Source organism: Kluyvera genomosp. 2, from assembly GCF_036759865.1.
Classification (GTDB): domain Bacteria; phylum Pseudomonadota; class Gammaproteobacteria; order Enterobacterales; family Enterobacteriaceae; genus Kluyvera; species Kluyvera ascorbata_B.
This window is the reverse complement of the sequence record NZ_JAPKIA010000005.1, coordinates 62,588-80,984: the sequence shown is the minus strand read 5'-3', so window position 1 is coordinate 80,984 and position 18,397 is coordinate 62,588. Positions and strand designations below refer to the sequence as shown.

The following is an 18,397-nucleotide window of genomic DNA, read 5'->3' as shown; positions in this document are numbered from 1 at the left end:
TCAGTCCCAGAGCTGGATCACGTCGGTGCGCGGCGACGCGAGATCGGGCAGATCTATCTGCACTCCGGCGGCAAAGGGCTGGGAGATGCCAGCCAACCCCGGGTTGGCCTCAAGCACGGCCTCGACCGACCCCAGCAGATGCCCGAAGTGACGCTGGCACAGGGTATCCAGCACATCGCCGTCAGAGGTTTTGATAGTCGTCGCCATAGCGTTTGAACTCCACGGTGAAGGTTTGCTTGCGCGGTGCGCCGTCGGCCATCAAATCGCTCTGGTCTTCAGAGAGGCTGGTCAGATACCAGCGACCAAGGGTTTCACCATGCCCTGCGATGAGTTCCACGGGCTTCATCTGGAAGCCGATGCGCCGCAAGGCGTTGAGCTGGTTCATACCGGCCATCTGGGCGAAGACCACACCCGAGAGGGTGAGCGATTCGCCGCCCTGATTGACGGCCTGCAGGGCTTCCGGGCGGCCAAGCCGCTCCTGGATGGCGACGTTGTAGTTGCTCTGCCGGCGCAGGCTGTCGAAAGCAGCGGTGCTGAGGCCAAAGTAAAAGCGCTCACCTTGGTCGGCAATCATCACCAGCAGGTGTGGGCGAGCACTGGACAGGCTAGGCAGTGGGGATGTACCCGAACCGCCCGTGGCAGCGACAACTGCACCCACGGGCGACCCGTTGCCCAACTGCGTCTTGATGGTCGTGACCTGAGTGCCAACCGCGCTTGCCGCGTTCTGGATCGATTGCACGGCGGTGCCCAGGCGCTTGGCCGCGGCCTGGCTGGCATCGATCAAGCGTCCGACTTGCTGGGTGCGCCGGTTGATGTCGACCAGCCCAGTCTGAAGCGTCGCCAGGCTGCGCCCTACGGTGCTGCGCTCAATGGATGACAGCACGCTGGTGGGCAAGAGGGCCGCCACGCCCTTGAGTACGGCGGCACCTCGCACCAATTCGGCGGTGGTGGTGCTGGCCAGCCGGAACACACTTTCAGCCGGCCGGGTGGTATTGGTCATGGTATTGGCCAGTTGCCCAAGCCGCTGCGCATGGCTGGCGGCACGCGCAACGGCTGTGCTCGCCTGCGATACCTGCTGGGTAATGGCGGTCCTGCTAATAACGAAGGACATCGTGCTCCTCACACATGGGCACCGTCGTACCAGGCGGCACGTTGGGCCTTTTGCTGGAATTGTTCGAACAGAGTTTTAAGGTGCGGCATCAGCTCATTGGCCAGCTGCCTCGGGTCCTTGACGTCACCTTTGACGGTGATTTGCAGCGTGGGTGAGAAACTCAGCTGTTGCGGTACAGGCGGCGCCTTTACCGCTGTCGGGGTGGCTGGCCTGACAGCAGGAGCCGGGATATTGGCTGCAGCAGTAGGCTGAGCCTCCGCACCGGTGGGCTGAGTGGCAGCCAATGTCGGTGCCGGCTGTGGCGTTGGGCGCGCGACCAGCGATTTGCCAAGCCAGCCGCCCAGCATGTCGCCGGCGAAACTGCCTATGGCGCCACCCAAGAGGCCGCCAATGGCGATACCGATCGGGCCGCCGAGCGCGCCTACCGCTGCACCCAGTTTAGCACCCGCCAAACCACCCGCGAGCGTGCCGGCCGCGCCGCCGTAGCCCTGCGCTTTTTCTTGGCTGGTGGTGGCGTTTTTGCTGGTGTCGTAGACCTGGTAAGCAGCTGTGCCGATGGCCAGGGCACCACCCAATCGGCCACCGGCCTTGCCCAGCCAGTTGCCCACACGCGCAAAGCGCCCCAGGTTGTTTGCCGAGGCCGTGACGCCCCCGGCCGCCTTGCCAGCGGTCCTGGCGGTGCTTGGTCTACCTCGACCAGACTGACCCAGCAGATCCATCAGTCCTCCGCCACCACCACCGGGCCAGTTGGTGACGAATACCGGCTGGGCACCTGCACTGGCCGTGGCTCCGGTCAGCACGCTGGCCAGATTGCCCAACTTGCCGGGTAGGCCTTTGCCAGTCCCGATCCGGCCGGCCATGAGCGTGCCACGCGCCAGGTCGAAAGCGCCGCGCCCGATATTCCAGGCGGCTTTGGCGCCCTTGAGCGCCACCAGCCCGCCGGCCACAGTAGCCAAACCCGCCACCACCATCGGTGCTTGCTCGACCAGCGTGGCCAAAGCTCTGCCGACAGAACCGATAGCCTGGCCCACGGTGTCGGTCACCGGACGCAAGGCGTCACCAATCCGGCGCAAGGCCTCGTCCCACGCCTGACCGACCTCGGCCCAGATCTGCTTGGAGGTTTCGCGCCGGGCGATCAGGTCTTGCTCGATCTCACCGCTGGCCTGTGCGGCATTTTGCTTGAGGCGTTGGTACAGATCGGCGTTTTGCATATAGGCGGTCAGCGCCGCCTTGACCTGCATGTCGGCGAAGAGGTCACCGGTTTTCAGGGTGGCTTCGAAGGCTTGCAGCATGGCCTGCTGCTTGGCCGGATCACGTTCTTGCCCGATGCGTTGCGCCGCCACGGAGACTTGCTGGGCACGCTGGGGATCGACCTGCTCGATGTAGGCCCGGGCCAGCACAAAGGAGGACTCCATCGTGCTCCAGCCCTTGCCGATGGCCTCCTGCATCATGGCTGTGTAATCGATACCGGCATCGGCGTAGCGTCGCTGGGTCTCGGGCGAACCGATCTTGGAGAACCAGTTCTTCAGGTTGTTGGCCGCCTGATCGGGCGAGCCGGAGACCTTCATCTGCACCTGCAGCATGGCGCCCAGCTGATTGACCGAGTCCTGGCCGGTGATGCCGATCTTTTGCATCTCAGCCAACAGCTCCGGAAACCAGCGTGCCATGTCCGAGGATTCGAATGAACCCTCCTTGCCCAGGTAGGCGATCGCCTCCAGGGCTTGCTGCATCTGGGCCGGGTCGGTGATCTTGGCGTTTTGCTCCAGCGCGCCGATCATGCGCGCGGTGTCGACACTGCCGGAACCCTGGCCCACGGCAAACTTGGCCAGCAGCGGCGCAAAGGCCGTGGCACGCTCCAGATCCATGCCGCCACCAACCAACTGATTGACCGCCTCGGCCAGTTCGTTGCGCCCCATGCCACTGGCCAGCGCACTTTGTGCGACCTGCTCGCCGATTTGTGTCTCGCGGGCCGTGCCGGCGATACCGGCCTTGATTGCCATGTCGCGCACGATGGCCTGGTAATTGGCTGAGATGGTGGCCGGCACCGCCACCGTGGCGGTCAGCTTGAGGGCATCGCCCACCGCTTCACGCCCCTGCGAAACCCCCTGGCCAATGCGTTCACGCCCAACGGCCTGCAGCTCCAGCCCTCGCGCCGTGCGGCCAAGCCGCTGATAGGCGCGGTCCAGATTGTCCGCTTCAATGCCGGCCTGGCGCAGAACGGTGAGATTGCTCTCGATTTTCTTGCGGATGCCGTCGGCCGCCGCATCACCGCTCAGGTGCAGTTTGCGAAACTCGCCTTGCAGGCGCTGCGTCTCGCCAATCGTGCGTTGCCACAGGCGTTGCTGCTCAGCGGTCTGCTTTAGGCGAGTGATGCGCGACTGGGTGTCGGTCACCGCCCGGCCCAGCGACGCATCGACCGCGCCGCCAATGACGATACCCAGTGCAATATCGCGTTTCATTCAGTCCTCCAGCCACCACAGGGCATCCCTGAGGTCCAGGGCATCAATCTCAGAGGGCGGGAAGTGCAGTTCCCGCGCCAGTCGCTTCATCAGCAGGCTCAGCAGGGGCGCTGTCATCCGAGCGAGCGGACACCAGGCGAAAGTAGCTGTCTTGTAGCCGCTTGTAGTCGGTAAAGCGCATGCCCTCCAGGTCTTTGGGCGCCACGCCGGCCAGAATCCCGAACAGGATCAGCTCACGCTCTTCAGCGTCAGTAGGCGCCTGGCGTGAGGCCAGGCGCATGTCGCGCACGAGCGGGGCGCGCAGGGTCAGCGTGTCGCGGCGAATGCCGTCGAACTCGGTCGGGTGCTGCAGTTTGATGCTCAGGTGATCCATGAGTGGGTCTCCGGTGGTGTGATGGCGTGATGGGAAGTGAGTCACAGGCGGGTTACAGGCCGAGGGCAGTACGGATGTCGGCCAGTTGATCGCGGCCATCCACGATGCGCACCGAGGCGATCGGGTCGATCTCGTAGATGAGCAGGCCATCGAGCTCGAGCTTGTAGTAGCTGCAGGCCAGGCTGAATTTGGTTTCGGCCTTGTCCGAGGGCTTCCAGTCACCCATGTCGACTTCGGTCAACATGCCGCGCAGGGTCACGACGCAGGACTGCACCTCCCCCTTGTGGGTGCGAAAGGCGCCCCGGAACACGCCGTTGAAGGCGCTCTGGTCGGCCAGGCCAAAGAAACGCAGGGCTTCGATCGACATGCCCGAGAGCGAGAAATTGGCTTCCAGCGCTTCGAGGCCCAGATCCATCTTGATCGGGGCATCCATGCCGCCACCCCGGTAGTCTTCGGCCTTGATCTTGAGTTTGGGCGGCGTGACCTGGGTGGCGATGCCGGCGAAGTTCACGCCGTCGATGAAGAGATTGAGGTTGTAGAGGGTTTGCGGGATCACGGTGCGGGCTCCTTAAATGTCGAGAACTTCGGTAATCCACTGGTTCGTGACCTCGACCCGGAAGGTGGGGTTTTCTGCGGGAGGCACGTCGGTAAAGCGGATGTTCCAGTACACGCGGCCTTGCTCGAGTTGGCTCGCGGTGTTGAGTTCGGGGTCGGGATAGACCTCGAAATTGATGATGGCGCCCTGCGCTTTCAGATCACGCATGAAGGCCTGCAGCCCTTCGGTCACGTCCTTGACGTAGGTCTTGGTGATGACGCGATCCACCGCCCATTTGTGGCCATAGAGGATGGCGTCCATGACGATGTCGACTGTGCGCACCCGGGTGACGAAAGCCCACTTGGCGTCGGCTGAGCGTGTGCGGTTACCCCACAGGCGGTAGCCACCATCGCGGATGACGGTGGTGATGTTGGCGGCGTTGAGCAGGTTGGCGCGGCAGGTCTCGTCGCCATCCAAGAACTCGATCGGGCGTGCGGTGCCGATAACCTCGACGAACTCCTTATTGGAGGGAGATGCCCAGAAACCGTACTCACGATCGGTCCGGGCAAAGAGGCCTGCGGCATACGGGGACAACGGCACCGTGCTGGCTGCGCCGGTCTCGGTGTCCCAGACCTTTAGCCAAGGGTCAACCGCAAAGACGCGCTTGCTGCCAAAGTTGTTGAAGTAGGCAATGGCCGCTTCGTCATCGGTGTTGGGGCCGTCGACAATGGCAATGGCCTTGAGCTTGGCCGCCAGGCCGTCCATGGCACTGGCCACGGCCTGAGTGGCCGAGTGCCCCGGGCAGACGATCAAGCGAGGCTGCGCGTTATGGACGGACTTGCCATCGAGCAGCGCCTGCATGCCGGTGCGCTGGCCATCGACCGTCACGCCACCAATGATGGCGCTGGTGAGTGCAGCCGCATCAGCGACCAGAGGCACGCCGATGGCGATCACCACGGCCGACGATTGGGCGTAGATGCCGCGTGCCGATTTGGCCAGTGCGCTGCTCGCACCGAACTGCTTCACCGCCTCCCGGTAAGAGGTCAGCAAGATGGGTTTGTTGGGCTCGGCCAACCCCTCGGCAGGCGTGTAGGTATCGACCAAGCCAACGATCGACGAGGACGGAATGGCAATGGGGCGCGGACCGGTGTCGATCAGGGTGACAGTCACACCGTGGAAGAAGGAAGTGGGCATCGTGTTCTCCGGAAAGTAAAAAGCCCACCGCAGGGGTGGGCCGGATGGCATGGGCGGGGATGGCAGGGATCAAGCGTGGGGCAAGTTACGGCGGCAACGCGTCTGCCATCAGGGGCACGGTACGCAGGGCGTCAAGCCCGGCCGCCGCGATCGCATTGGCGCTCGCCTCATCAAGCGCACTGCGAATGGCTTCTTTGGTTTTGAGACGCTGGTCACGCAACTGGTAGCGAGCTGCATTCCAACGGTCTGCAGCTCGCAAGATGTCGTCGGCAGCAGCCTGCGCGATCCAGCCTTTGGCTTCGGCCCAAGACAGAACCGCTGGTGGAACCGTGCCGGCGTAGCCTGCGGTTTGATACGCACTGGCCTCCTGCGCAGCCCGGTCGTATTCAGCGACCCGCAAGGGATCACCGGCCAACTCGCGCCTCACCTGATCGGCGAGGCCATCGATCTGCTGGCACAGTTCGATCTTCAAAGCATCAAGCAATGCCAAGCGCAAATCTGCATCCTCCTGCCATTGACCGTTTTGCCATCGGTGGGCCGCGCTGGGACGTGGCGTTTCGGTGGCGTGAACATCGGCGGGGGTGACACCAATATCCGCGATCGAGACGGCAGTACCGTCTTCGGTGGACCACAGCGCCGCCGAGCGCCAGTCTGGAGCGAGCTGCCAACGGACATCTCGGAAGACTGCGACCTGCCGCGCTTTGGTCTTGGGCGGTGGCAGATCGGTGGCATGGGCTGGAATCAGCCAGACCTCCGGTTCCAAAGGAGACGGATCAGCCGGACTCTCGCCCAGCAGCTCTCCGGTTTCGGGATGGTAGTGATAGAGGGTTTTCATGGGCGGCCTCAGTATTTAATGCAGGCAAGCAGTGCGGTGTTGCGGGGGCGGGTTTCAGCGCCGCCCGATGCACCGGTGTAATAGCGATTGGGGTGATACGTGGCATACATTGCCGGAGCGTTGTCCGAGCTCACGATGTTGTCCCCCCCGTTGTCATTGATCACGAAAGCCGCCGTGTTGAACACGTCCGCCGAATTGATCACGTGATCATGGCTTTTGAAGGATTCGCTCTGCCAACTGCCCAGACCTCTGCCAAGATCCACGCCACGTGCGTCATCCCAGGCGCGAATGAAATCTCCGCGCAGGTCGGGGAGTCGAAACGTGGTGCTACCGTTGCCAGCGCCGAAGGTTGTGCCAATGGCAGCAAATAATCCCGCATAAGTCGTCCGACTGACTTCCGCCCCGTTGGCTTTTAGCCAACCTGCTGGCGCCGCCGTCATGCCAAAGAAAGCCACAGCTCCGGCAGGAGCCGCTTGCTCAGCGGCGGCGACCGTAGCACCGTCAGCAATGCCGTATCCCGCAAGCGTCGTGGCCTTGTCAGCCTTCCCGGAAATGGCGCTGGCGACTTCCGGTGCGGTCATGTACTGCGGATGGGGATCAAGCGCCGCCAGATGCTTGTTGAACTCATCATCCACATAGCCACGTGTGGCCAGCACGATCGCCGGATCGATTTTCAGTTGCACGGCTGAGGTATTGCTCACGATCAGCACCATGCGGATCACCTGCGTGCGCCCCGAACCCTCGGCGAGCACGGGCTTGTAGGTGTCTGGGCAGTTGGCCACCGCGCACAGATTACCGTCAGCGTCGTACAGGCCAATCTCGCGAATCCACCAGCCGCCAATCTCCTCTGGGATCACCTGCTCGGCAATGATCTGGCTGGCATTGGCCGGATCGACAAAAAGGCGGTTGAGCGGAGCGCGTCGGTTTTCTCGAAGCAATGTGGTCTGGTTGCGATTGGGCAGCGGCGTGCTGCCGTTGCCATCACCGACGCCCATCTGGGTCAGTTGTAGCGTGGTCCCGAGCGCAGTGGCATTGGCCAGCTTGGCCTCGCCAATCGCAGTCAGGATGGCAAAGTAGGTTTGACTCATGCGAGCGAACTCCAGGGATAAATATTCATGTGGTCGATGGTGTGGTCTGCACCGGAGGAGCCAATCACGCCAGTGACCTCGACCTCAGCCGGGGTGTAGGGATAGACGACCATCTCGTCGCCCTCGTAAGCGGCGACATGGATCGGGCAATCGCCCCGTGCTTCCAGGCTAATCGCCAGGCCAATCAGGTGGCGGCTCAACGGCTTGGCGTCGTCGATCAGGCGCTCGAGCTCCAGATACATGGCATCGGTGATGCCGGTATCGAGCACGCCCACCTTCAGGCTGAAGGTGCCCGCCGGCCCGGCAGGCACGAGCTCCCACCACTCCACCACCTCGATCAGGTAGCCCAAGGGCTCGACCACCCGGCGCAGCGCACCGATCGTGCCTTTGTGCTGGTGCACGTAAAACGCCGAGGCGATGACACCGCGCTTGGCCGCATCGGACCAGGCTGGGTCCCAGCGATCCACTGAGCGCGCCCAGGCCAGATACGGCAGCAAGTTGGCTGGGCACGATTGGGACCGCCACAGGTCGGCAATCGGCACCGGTGTTTCGCGCTGTGTCGCCTCCGCCCAATGCCGCTCCAGTGCTGTGCTATTAGCCGGCAGCAGAGCGCTACTCATCGAAGCCTCCGGTGGAAATGTCGATTGCAGTGCAATGCGCCGCCTGGCTGCTGGTCAGCACCACGTCGGCTTCCGGATACAGGAGCTCGACCCGCTGCACCCCCTCCACATGCAAAGCAGCGAACAAGGCCGAGCGCCGGATGTCGCGTCCGAGCCGGCGCTGGGTGCTGACATAGGCCTCCAGTTGCGCCTGAGCAGCAGCGAGGATGGGCTCTACCTCTGGCCCCGGATACAGCCAGAGCGTGGCGCTCACCTGATAGGGCACGATTTGCGCGCCTTGCACGGTGAGCTGATCGGCCACCGGGCGGACCTCTTCACTGGACAAAGCCGCCTCAACCACGACCAGCAGATCGGCAGAAGCACTGCCATCGCCTTCGCGCGAGAGCACCGTGACCACCACCTGGGCCGGGGCCGGACTTTCGGCCGAGGCATCGGCCACGCGCCCATCGGCCGACAGCGCATGGAAGATGTAGGCCGCCCGTGGGCCGGCCACCGACAGTCCTTCGAAAGCCCGCTGCACGCGGGCACGCAGACTGGCATCGTTTTCATAAACGGGGTCGAGGGGCGGTGTGGCCTCGGCGTCACCAGGCGAGACGAGCAGGCGCGAGACGTTGACGTTGGCCGCCAGTTGTTCAAGGTCGGAGCCCACGGCATAGGCCAGCAACACGGCGCGCGCGGCATCGTTGATGCGGGCTCGCAGCTGCACTTCACGGTAGGCGGCCAGCTCGAGCAACTTCACCACCGGATCAGACTCCAGCGGGGCCGTCCATCCCTCGCCCATCAGCGCACGAAACGTGGCCAACAAGTCCTGGTAAATCACCTCGAAGTCCAGTGGCTCAGCGACCTCGGGAGCAGACAGTTGGGACAGGTCGATCACAGGGCCACCTCCAGCAGCAAGGGGGCGGCGTCGTATTCGCCTTCAATCCGGAAATCGATGCGCCCATCGACCACGCCGGTGATGCGCACCGCCGACAAACGGATACGTGGCTCCCAGCGACCAATGGCACGTGCGGCTTCTGCCTGCACTGCCGAGATCCAGCCCTTGTTGATGGGCAGATCCACATAGCGGGGAATGTCCGAGCCGTACTCCGGGCGCATGCGACGGCTGCCCAAGGGTGTGCTCAGGATGTCGCGGATTGACTGCTTGAGGTGCGCGATGCCAGCAAGGGCCTGGCCGTTGTCGCGGCTCATGCCAATCAAAGCCATGGATCACACTCCGGCCAGTGGTTCGGCCTCACGTTGGATGTCAGGTTGCTTTTCCAGAAAGACGATCAGGGCGGCGTCACCCGTCTGGATGCGCCCCTGTTCGACCGCAAAGCTACGACCATCGGCCAGCACCAGGGTGCGGCTCTTGAACGCGAGGTCGCGGAAAGTCACTGTCAGGGCGGATTTCTCCTCCGAGGTAGCAGCGGGCTTGGTCTCGATCTTGGCCATGTGGGCTCCTGAAATGCACAACCCCATCCAGTGCGAACCGGGACGGGGTTGTTGGATAGGTTGCTAAAGGAAGAATTAGCGGGCAGCGCTGGTTTGCGCGCCGTCGCCTTGTTCGGTGTGGGTGTGACCCTGCAGGCTGATGCTGCCGGCAGTGACATCGCCTTGTGCGTGTACCTGGCCGCCGAAGGTGGCATTACCGCCACCCGAACCACCCTGGGCGAGCGCTCCACCAATCGTCAGATTGCCAGTGACCGTGGTTTCCGGTGCATCCAGGGTGATGCTGGGTGCTTTGACCGTCACCGGGCCACCACTGTCGATGAGCACAGCGCTGGCGTTTTTTACGGTCACGGTCTGCGTGCCATCAACCAGGAGCGCACCGGCCTGCCAGTCATAGAGCATCTGCGCGCCATCGGGCATGCGGATCACTGTCACATGGTCGCGGTTGTCGGCCTGGCCATGCGTCGTGGTGTAAAAGCCCGGCAGGATGAAACCGGCCTCTGGCATACCCGAGGGAGAAATCAGCAGGCACTGCTCACCCACCGACGGGGCGCGCCAGATGCGCACCTCACCGGCGGCCGGCACATGCCAGGGCAGATAGGCTGAGACCTAGTCGCCGATGCGTACCCGTGCTCGAGCGTTACTGTGATCGACGACTTCGATGGTGCCGGCCTGCAAAATGGCCGCGATCATGCGGTCGTGCTCGCCAATCGCATAAGCCTCGCTCATAGCGCCTCCGTCAGGGGCTCGTAGCTGTCAGGTCGCTGGGTGCCCGGCGTGAACCCCACCCAGATGGCCAGACCACTTTCATCGGCATAGGGCCAGACGATCTCGCCCAGATGAAAGGCATGGGTCCATTCGACCACCCAGACCAGATAGCCATCGAGCTCCGGCTTGAAGGCGTCATCCCCGATCTGCACCAGATTGGCCATGGTGATCGGCAGCCCCCAGGTTTCATGGGTCAGGGCCACCGCAACACGGGCCGCCAGTTCTCGCACCAGCAGGTCAGCCTGCGCCGCATTGGGGTCCACGATGGCGCGCGCCTGGAATCGACCGATGAGCGCCGTGGCGCCCGTTCCCGGATCATCGTCGGGCTCCATCTCGGCGAGCTCCACCAGCACGGCAGGCAGGCTGATGCGGCGCTGCAAGACCGGATAAGCCTCGACCGTGGGCACCCCGTCCAGCTTGGCGCGTAGGCCGCTGACGATTGCGGTGTGCAATTGGGCAAGTGAATCAATCATGGGGTTTGCATCCTCATCGGGCCTTGGCCAGCGCCTTGTGAATTTCGTAGTTCACTTCCTGGCGCAGCACCGTCAGCAGCCGTTCCTCGGCGCGCTCGGCCGCTTGTCGAAATGCCGCTTCACCGGCGCCAGCCCAGTCCACCTTGACCACCTCATAGGGCCGACGGGCCTGCGTGGTACGGCGATACAGAGGTCCGTCGGGTGAGCGCTTGCGCATTCGCCACGCTTGATCAAACCGATGGCGCCCTACCGAGATGCCGGTGCGTGTCTGGCGCGGCTTGCCCAAGCGGTAGGCTTCGATGGCATTCAGCCCCAGCCAGACCTTGCCGCTGTCGCGCGAGCGCAGAAAGAAATACAGGCGCTGGCGCAGCAGCTTTTGCGGGATTCGGGTCTCAGCGCTAACCGCCTTGGCGGTCTGGCTTTTGACCCACTGCCCGGTCTTGCGCAGGGTGCGGCGCCAGGCCGCCTGGCTCGCGCTGGCGGTCAGACCCTGGGTCAATGCCAGCACCTGCCCCACATCGATATCGACTTTGAGGGTCGTGCTCATGCCATGGGCCTCAGAATCAGGGCCGTGACGCCGGTGCCATCAGGCTCGATCCCGACGACCTCGAACGTCTGGCCATCAAAGCTCAAGCTCGTGCCCCTGGCCACATCAACCGCATCGAGATCGCGCACGATGAGCTGCGGCTCAATCAGGCCGGTATCCAAGCGCCCCACCTGGGGGGCGAGCCATGGGGAAGAGAACATGCCCCGCACCGGACGACCGGCGATATCGGCCTGATCGGCCAAGGTATCGAACACGCTGGCATCCAGTGCATTGCCGAGGGTACGAAAGTCTTGCATGTCAGCCGACTCACTTGGTGAGCTTGATGACCGCACGCGGCTTGGTGCACAGGTTCAGCGGGTTGGACTGCGCTTCGAGCGCCACGCCCTTGTTCATACGCATCAGCTCCTGCTTGGCATAGAGAGGCAAACCGATGGTGTTGACCGTCTCCATGTAGTCAGCCGGCGCATAACGGGTGATGAAGAGCTCCGAGACACCGCTCGGGATCAGGTAGGCATCGTTTTCGCCGATGAAGCTGATGCTGCCGACCTTGCCGTAGAACTCCTTCCAGGTCACCTCGCCGAAGGTGAAGCCCTTGCGCAGATCGTCCCGCAGGAATTGACCATCGTTCCAGCGGTCGTAGGCCTGCTTAACGGTGGCGTGGCCGACAAAGGCATCGTAGAAACCGCGACCGCAAATGCCCAGCCAGCCGGTGATCACGCCCGAGTCGCCGATCACATCCTCGCTCTTGCGCTTGGCATCGCGAATCTTTTGCTGCAAGTCGGTGGTCTCGGTGCCCAGTGCCATAGCGACCGATTGCGCGGTGATACCAAAGCGCTGGTGCAAGTCCAGCAGGACGCGCGAACCGTCCGCATCGTAGATCTTGCCGGTGACCGCGCCGAAACGGTGGTAGCGCAGGGTTGCTTCCAGACGCTGGCGCATTTTGAGCAGGCGCTGGGTGACCAGGTTCTGCACCGTCTGGGTTTGCGACTCAGAGCCAAAGGCGCGCACACCCTGGACTTCGTCCGCTTTGATGGCCCCCGTGGTGGCAAGGTGCAGGGTGGAGAACGGGATCATGTCGCGCTTCGATCCCACGGTAACGTCACCCGGTGCACCGCGCTCGCTGGCTGGCACCAGGGCCAGAGCATCCCCATCGCGCTCGATCATGACCGAGGTCGTGGTGATGCCTTCTTCTTCAAAGAGGCTGTCGAGCAGGGTGGGCACATATTGGCCTTCGGGCGGGTTGTTGATGGCGGCGGTGAGCGAAGCGACACCGAAGGCGTCGTCGTTGAAGATGTCGAGAGTCAGGGGCATGCAAGTCTCCGCAATGGGTTAAGCACGTGGGTTAGCGCACGATGAGGTGACGGGTTTTGAGGTCGGCAATCGCGGCGGCATCCAGACCCGTCAGACGCGCTGCGGCGACTTCAGCCAGGCGCACGAAAGCCACGCCGTTACGTACGTCTGCCGAGGTCGGCAGTGCGGCATGCAAGATGCCCACTGCCACCTCAGTGCCGTCGGTGGCGGCCGGGCTGTAGGCGGCGTAATGGCCCGAGGCGGTCTGGATGCCCAGGACCTGCCCGGCAGGCAGCGCGTCACCGGCAGCGACCGTGATGGCTTCGCGCGAGATCTCGCGGTTGCCCTCGGAGAGAAGAAATTCAGCCGTGTGGACGGCCTCGGTTTGGATGTTCATGGCGTGTGCTCCAGGTGACGATTAAGGGGTGGGTGCTTGGGAGGTGGGCGCTTGGGGCGTGGCCGTTTTGACGGCTGCCGGGCGGCTGGGCTTTTTCTTGCGCGCGGCGTAGATGGCGCTCGTGTTCGGGCTGGGCGCCGCCTGGGCTTCAGGAGTGATAGGCGGCTCCTTGTTGTCGATCGCAGTGCCTTGCGCGGCCAGCAACCGATCAAACAGCCGCGCACGCACGGCCTCCACACTGAGACCGGAGCGTGCGTAGTCGGCCGCCAGCTCCGGCAAACGGGCGCTGGCACACAGCGTGCGAATCGCTTGCAGACGCTCAATCTGTGCGGACACCGCGCCGTCATCGGAAAGGGTGGTGTTCATCAGCAACTCCTCGGTGAATTCAGCCAACCCGCAGGCCAGGCAGGCTTGAGAGAGACGCGCAGCGTTGCGTGCGAGCCGGGTCGGGTCTAGCTGGAGCTCGGGCGCCTGGGCTGGTTCTTCGGGAATCAACTCAGCACTGGCTGCCAGCAAGGCTTCGGGGGGATGCTTGAAGCGCGCCAGCACATTGGTCGTGCCTCGGCAGGCCTGCAGTGCCACGGCCTCACCAATGACGTCCACCAAGCCCAGCGCCAAGGCCTCATCGGCACTCAACCAGGTCTCTTCATCGAGCATCTGAATGAGCGTGGCGTCTTCGATGGCGGGAGCCTTGCGCCGGTAGGCCGCCAGAATGCCGTCGCGCGCCTTGTCCATCATGTCAGCGGTTTTGCGCAGGTCGTGGGCACTGCCGTAGGTGAAGGTCCACGGGTTGTGGATCATCAGCATGGCGTTGGCCGCCATCACCACCTGATGCCCGCCACAGGCGATGACACTGGCAGCCGATGCGGCCAGGCCGTCGATGCGCACGGTGCAGCGCGCACCCAGACGCTGCAGCGCGTTATGAATGGCAAACCCGTCGAACACATCACCGCCGGGGCTGTTGATGCCGACCGTGATCGCGGCCTGCCCATCGTCCATCGCCTTGAGCTCGTCGATGAATCGGGCGGCGCTGATGCCCCACAGCCCGATCTCGTCATAGATCAGCACTTCGATGGATTTCGGTTGATCGGCATCAGTCTTGGCCTGAATGCGGTACCAGCTGCGCGTTGGCGCAGCCTCGGGAAGGTGGCTCATGCCGGCTCCTCAAGATTGGAAATGGTTGGTGTGGGCTCTGCCGGGTTGGCGCGCGCATCCGAGTCATAGGCCAGGCCCAAGGCATCAGCGCGGGCGATGTCGGCCGCGTTTTCTGCATCGATGAGTTCAGCGTCGTAGCCTTGGCGCAGCGCGACTTCCGAGCGCGAGGTGAAACCGGCGCGCACTTCCATGCGCCGGGCCTGCACGTCCTGCACCGGGTGCAGGTAGGACCAACCTTGCGGCACCCAGCGGGTGCGCAGATACGCGCGCCGTTGTCGAGGGTAGTCAGGCAGCGCGATGGCTCCGGCCAGCACTGCCATGTCCAGCCAGGCAGCACGCACAGGCCGGCACATCTGGTGGACGAAAACGCCAAACTGGCGCTGCTCGATGCGCCGCCGAAACTCGTTCAACACCACGCGGATCACCCGGTCGTTCACATTGCGCAGGTCACCGGTCAGCAACTCGAAGGGCAAACCTGCCCCGGCAGCGGTGGCCAGCAACTGCTGACGCATGAAGTCCGGGTAGGTGTTGCCGGCGTCGGGTGGGTTGGAGAAATCCACCTCTTCGCCGGGGAGCAGTTCCTGCAGGGTGCCGGGCTCCAGCCCCACCATTGGGGTGAAACCATCGGCATCGTTCTGGATGGGCGCGCCCGTTACCGGATCGACCGGCGGGTCCTCGGGCGCCGGTTTGCGAATGAAGCCGGCAAACAGGTTGGCCACCTCCTGCCGAAACAGCACCGCGTCATCAAAGTCGTCGAGCGACTTCAGGCGCGCCAAGACCGGCGCCAGAACGGGGACGCCACGCAGCTGACCCGCGCGCAGCGGCTCATAGATGTGTAACACCTGCTCGGCCGGGACGCGCACCAGGTCGTTGAAGCCTATAGAAGGGTTGGGGCCGTCGCCGGGATGGGCGCGGTACATCCAGTAAGCGATGCGCTGACCAATTGCGTTGTATTCAATACCGGCGCGGATGACGTTGCCGCCACGGCCTTGCTCATGCTTGTCGTGCGGCACGAACTCAGGCTCAAGCACCTGCAACTGCAGGGGCACCGCCATGGCATCCTCGAGCCGCCGGGGCCGCAGGCGAATGAAGCACTCGCCCGACTCGTACACCGCCCGGCAAACCAGCGCCTGCAGCCCATAGAGATCGGTGCGGCCGTCGGCATCGGCTTCGTCGCACCAGTCTTCCCACAACGCCTGCAACTGGCGCCGCACGCCATCGTCGGGATGGCGGGGCTTAGGGGTGATCCCGGTGCCGATGGTGTTCGACACCAGCCGGTCTATGGCCGAGAAGGCATAGGGATCGTTGCGCGTGGCGGCGCGCGATCGATTGCGCAAGTGCTGCAGACCGGCGAGCGACGCCGAACTTGGCCCGCCATCAGGCGCCTTCCAGCCGCCCAGGCGACGACCGTTGCCGGCGCTGTCATAGCTGGCTTGCACACGGGTCAAGCGCTGGGGCAACAGAAAGCCGCGCTGTGCCAACCAGGGGTAGGACGTGGACATGCTCACCACCCCTTGCCGGCATGAAATAAGCGCACCAGCCGTGCACGGCGCCCGCCACCTTTCGAGAGCTCATTGAGCATGCGATCGCGGGCCTCGATGAGTTCTTGCACCGAGCGGTATTCCACGATGCGGTCCGCAAACCGGACGATGTGCTCACCCTTGGCCAGGGCACGTTCGATCCGGACCACGTCGTCCTGGGTAAAAGCCATGTGAGATTTCCTCGATGCTCAGCGTCGGCGCAGGTAGGCGGATGCCGCGACCCGACGGGCTGGTGATTGGTGGGTTCCGGCAGCAGGCGCCGGCGATTGCCTCAGCCGAGGCGAGCCCTCGTTGGGCGTGGCGACGACGGGCTCGTGTTGCGATGTCATGCGCTCGCCTTCGATGACTGCGCCAGCCAGTTTGGCCAGCACCAGGCGGCGCTCGATCTTGAGTCCCTGCAGCGCGGCATAGGCATACACGCGGCAGTCCAGCGCCTCGTTGCGCGCCCCGGAGGGCTTTTGCCAGGCGCGCACCTCATTGCCTCTGGCATCGATGCGGGTCACACGTTTTTCGACAGTGGCCTGCTCGAACCAGGCGTCGTCATACGACATCGGAAAGTGGCAGTAGCCAGGTTTACCTGACGCAACCTGCCAGCGCGCATAGATCGTGTCCTTAGCGGTGTCGACACCGATCAGGCGCACCGTGTGGCCACGGTACTTTTTGGACTTCGTCTGCCGCTTGGGCCAGACCGGGCGCGGCCCGAACTGGCCTTTGACCGCCCAGACGTTGCGCGCCGCACGCGGGGTGGCGAACTCATACACTTGCTGCACATGGTGGCCGCCAGAGTCGATACAGCAGGCAGCGATGCGCAGTGCCCGGCCGTCCTCGGTGGGCAGACGGGTGTTGATCAACAAGCCATCCAGTTGCTGCCACAGCGCGGGCTCCGCAGGGTTGCCATGCAGCACGATGTGCTCGACACCCCAAGACTCCTCACCTGCACCCCAGCCCACGAGCTCGATTTCCAGTCGATCCTTTTGCGTGTCCACGCCTGCGGTGACGGTCAGCACGCCAGTCGGCAGGTGGTCCGGTGCGTACGCTTCGCGCTGCTGGGCCAGCAGGTCGGCACTGGCTCGCTCGCCCACGCTTTCGAATGGCAGCCCCATGGCGGTGTTCCACCAGGTTTTTTCTTCTTCGGGATTGCCCCGGGCGCGCAGGAAATCGCTGGCGATCTCCGAGAGCTTGCGCCAGGGCGAATAGAGCTCATTCAGATGAAACCCGGGAATCGGGTGTTGCGGGCACTGGGCCATCCAGTGCCCCTGTGCGAGCATCAGCGGCCGGTCGCTGTCGCGGATCAGGGCACCGCAAGACGGGCAGACCAGCGATGTTTGCGCCAAGTCCGCTTCATTGACCAGCACATTGGCCCACTCCAGCACATGTCGGTGGCCGCAATGGGGGCACGGCACGAAGTAGCGTCGCTGGTCCGACTGCAGCCAGGCGCGCTCGATTCGGCTGTGCCCCTTGAGGGTCGGCGTGGACACCAGCGCCACTTTCTTGCGCGCGCGGTAGGTGGCGGTACGCTTGCGGGCCAGGTTGACCGGATCGCCTTCGGTGCCGGCCGAGGGCGGGTAGCGATCGACCTCGTCGCAGAGCAGAATCCGGATCGGGCGGCTGGACAGGCTCGCTGCGCTATTGGCCCCGGCGATCGTCAGGTGCCCGCCGGGGAAGTGTTTCTTGAGAATCGTGTTGCCCGAGTCGCGGCTCTTGGCGTCGCGCACCTTGCCGACCAGGGCCGGGGTGTCGCGGATCATCGGCGCCAGACGATCCTTGGAGAAGGTCTCCCCCATTTCGATGGTGGGTTGCACGACCAGGATTGGCGATGGGTCGAGATCGATGAAGTAGCCAATCAAAGACTTCAGGATGAGCGTCTTGCCCACCTGCGCCGAGGACATCATGACGACTTCCTCGACCCCGGGTTCGCTGAACGCATCCATGATGCCGCGCTGATACGGGGCACGATCGCTCAGGTACTTGCCGGACTCCGCACTGTCTTCGGGCGAGAGGTAAAGATGCGTGTCAGCCCATTGGCTCACCGTCATCGTCGGCGGGGGGCGCCACAGCGAGCGCACCCGGGTTAGCAAGGTCTGGATCATCGTCAAGGGCGGCCTCAGCAAGTTCCGACAAGGCCTCCAGCACCATGTCCGTCAGCAGCCGTTCAATGGCCGACTCCTCAGAAAGCGGCAGCACCAACGGAGTGGCGCGCACCGGCAGGGTCAATAACTTGGCTCGGGCGGCTGCGATCATGCTGGCCCAGGCGCGCTCGACCTGCGCAGCGGGCACCAGCACGCCCTTGAGGCGAGCGATCTCGACTTCGGTTTTTTCGGCCTGGGCACGGGCGAGGCGGGTTTTTTCAGTCAGGAGATCACCGCCGTCGCCGCTGGCCACCGCCCGCAGGTGGCGGATGTAGGCCACGACGGACGGGATGATGTCGTACTGCCCGCGTGTGGCCGGCTTGGGGATCACGCCTTCCTTGGCGAGCTGCTGCACCCGACGCGGAGTCAGATCCAGCAGCTTGGCCAGCGATTCGATGGGGGCAGTTGCCATGCAAAGTGGCTCGTGGGTAAAGGTGAAATCAAAGTTGGG

General features: G+C 63.9%; 23 protein-coding genes. All 23 read right to left on the bottom strand.

What is annotated here, in order from left to right; translation table 11 throughout:
• The 23 genes from V6942_RS06650 to V6942_RS06540 all read right to left on the bottom strand — a co-directional run bounded on the left by V6942_RS06650 (position 1) and on the right by V6942_RS06540 (position 18,358).
• Positions 1-207 (bottom strand): tail protein X, encoded by a 207-nt coding sequence (locus tag V6942_RS06650; RefSeq protein ID WP_333501000.1) that lies wholly within the window; start codon positions 205-207, stop codon positions 1-3.
• Complete coding sequence (locus V6942_RS06645; RefSeq protein WP_333500999.1) at positions 182-1,111, bottom strand: phage tail protein; 930 nt, start codon at positions 1,109-1,111, stop codon at positions 182-184. The genes V6942_RS06650 and V6942_RS06645 overlap by 26 nt, the downstream gene beginning before the upstream one ends.
• An 8-nt stretch (positions 1,112-1,119) precedes the next feature.
• The gene (locus tag V6942_RS06640) at positions 1,120-3,570 is read right to left on the bottom strand and encodes a phage tail tape measure protein (RefSeq protein ID WP_333500998.1); all 2,451 of its coding nucleotides are present in this window, start codon (positions 3,568-3,570) and stop codon (positions 1,120-1,122) included.
• Positions 3,571-3,619: 49 nt separating this feature from the next.
• A complete protein-coding gene (locus tag V6942_RS06635) occupies positions 3,620-3,943 on the bottom strand; it encodes a phage tail assembly protein (RefSeq protein ID WP_333500997.1) in 324 nt (107 codons plus the stop codon).
• A 52-nt stretch (positions 3,944-3,995) separates the two neighbouring features.
• The gene (locus V6942_RS06630; protein WP_333500996.1) at positions 3,996-4,499 is read right to left on the bottom strand and encodes a phage major tail tube protein; all 504 of its coding nucleotides are present in this window, start codon (positions 4,497-4,499) and stop codon (positions 3,996-3,998) included.
• Between the two features lie 12 nt (positions 4,500-4,511).
• Positions 4,512-5,672 (bottom strand): phage tail sheath family protein, encoded by a 1,161-nt coding sequence (locus tag V6942_RS06625; protein WP_333500995.1) that lies wholly within the window; start codon positions 5,670-5,672, stop codon positions 4,512-4,514.
• Between the two features lie 85 nt (positions 5,673-5,757).
• Positions 5,758-6,507, bottom strand: a complete 750-nt coding sequence (locus tag V6942_RS06620; protein WP_202324343.1) for a hypothetical protein — start codon at positions 6,505-6,507, stop codon at positions 5,758-5,760.
• 8 nt (positions 6,508-6,515) lie between these two features.
• On the bottom strand, positions 6,516-7,595 hold the full coding sequence (locus V6942_RS06615) for a phage tail protein (protein WP_333500994.1): 1,080 nt from the start codon (positions 7,593-7,595) through the stop codon (positions 6,516-6,518).
• Entirely contained in the window at positions 7,592-8,215 is a 624-nt protein-coding gene (locus tag V6942_RS06610) for a phage tail protein I (protein ID WP_333500993.1), read from the bottom strand. Before V6942_RS06610 ends, V6942_RS06615 begins: the two co-directional genes overlap by 4 nt.
• Entirely contained in the window at positions 8,208-9,092 is an 885-nt protein-coding gene (locus V6942_RS06605; protein WP_333500992.1) for a baseplate assembly protein, read from the bottom strand. The genes V6942_RS06610 and V6942_RS06605 overlap by 8 nt, the downstream gene beginning before the upstream one ends.
• Positions 9,089-9,421 (bottom strand): GPW/gp25 family protein, encoded by a 333-nt coding sequence (locus tag V6942_RS06600; RefSeq protein ID WP_333500991.1) that lies wholly within the window; start codon positions 9,419-9,421, stop codon positions 9,089-9,091. The genes V6942_RS06605 and V6942_RS06600 overlap by 4 nt, the downstream gene beginning before the upstream one ends.
• 3 nt (positions 9,422-9,424) lie before the next feature.
• Positions 9,425-9,649, bottom strand: coding sequence for a hypothetical protein (locus V6942_RS06595; RefSeq protein ID WP_333500990.1), 225 nt, complete (start codon positions 9,647-9,649; stop codon positions 9,425-9,427).
• Positions 9,650-9,724: 75 nt separating this feature from the next.
• On the bottom strand, positions 9,725-10,243 hold the full coding sequence (locus V6942_RS06590) for a phage baseplate assembly protein V (RefSeq protein WP_333501050.1): 519 nt from the start codon (positions 10,241-10,243) through the stop codon (positions 9,725-9,727).
• Positions 10,244-10,371: 128 nt separating this feature from the next.
• A complete protein-coding gene (locus V6942_RS06585; protein WP_333500989.1) occupies positions 10,372-10,887 on the bottom strand; it encodes a hypothetical protein in 516 nt (171 codons plus the stop codon).
• Positions 10,888-10,900: 13 nt separating this feature from the next.
• Positions 10,901-11,434, bottom strand: coding sequence for a hypothetical protein (locus V6942_RS06580; protein ID WP_333500988.1), 534 nt, complete (start codon positions 11,432-11,434; stop codon positions 10,901-10,903).
• Positions 11,431-11,730, bottom strand: coding sequence for a head-tail joining protein (locus V6942_RS06575; RefSeq protein ID WP_333500987.1), 300 nt, complete (start codon positions 11,728-11,730; stop codon positions 11,431-11,433). Before V6942_RS06575 ends, V6942_RS06580 begins: the two co-directional genes overlap by 4 nt.
• A gap of 10 nt (positions 11,731-11,740) precedes the next feature.
• Positions 11,741-12,745 (bottom strand): major capsid protein, encoded by a 1,005-nt coding sequence (locus V6942_RS06570; protein ID WP_333500986.1) that lies wholly within the window; start codon positions 12,743-12,745, stop codon positions 11,741-11,743.
• 31 nt (positions 12,746-12,776) lie between these two features.
• Entirely contained in the window at positions 12,777-13,121 is a 345-nt protein-coding gene (locus tag V6942_RS06565) for a head decoration protein (protein ID WP_153429474.1), read from the bottom strand.
• 21 nt (positions 13,122-13,142) lie between these two features.
• Complete coding sequence (locus tag V6942_RS06560; RefSeq protein ID WP_333500985.1) at positions 13,143-14,276, bottom strand: head maturation protease, ClpP-related; 1,134 nt, start codon at positions 14,274-14,276, stop codon at positions 13,143-13,145.
• Positions 14,273-15,778, bottom strand: a complete 1,506-nt coding sequence (locus V6942_RS06555; RefSeq protein WP_333500984.1) for a phage portal protein — start codon at positions 15,776-15,778, stop codon at positions 14,273-14,275. Before V6942_RS06555 ends, V6942_RS06560 begins: the two co-directional genes overlap by 4 nt.
• A gap of 2 nt (positions 15,779-15,780) precedes the next feature.
• Positions 15,781-15,987, bottom strand: coding sequence for a phage head-tail joining protein (locus tag V6942_RS06550; protein ID WP_333500983.1), 207 nt, complete (start codon positions 15,985-15,987; stop codon positions 15,781-15,783).
• Positions 15,988-16,005: 18 nt separating this feature from the next.
• Positions 16,006-17,907, bottom strand: a complete 1,902-nt coding sequence (locus V6942_RS06545; RefSeq protein ID WP_333500982.1) for a phage terminase large subunit family protein — start codon at positions 17,905-17,907, stop codon at positions 16,006-16,008.
• Entirely contained in the window at positions 17,831-18,358 is a 528-nt protein-coding gene (locus V6942_RS06540) for a hypothetical protein (protein WP_333500981.1), read from the bottom strand. Before V6942_RS06540 ends, V6942_RS06545 begins: the two co-directional genes overlap by 77 nt.
• Positions 18,359-18,397: the final 39 nt, after the last annotated feature.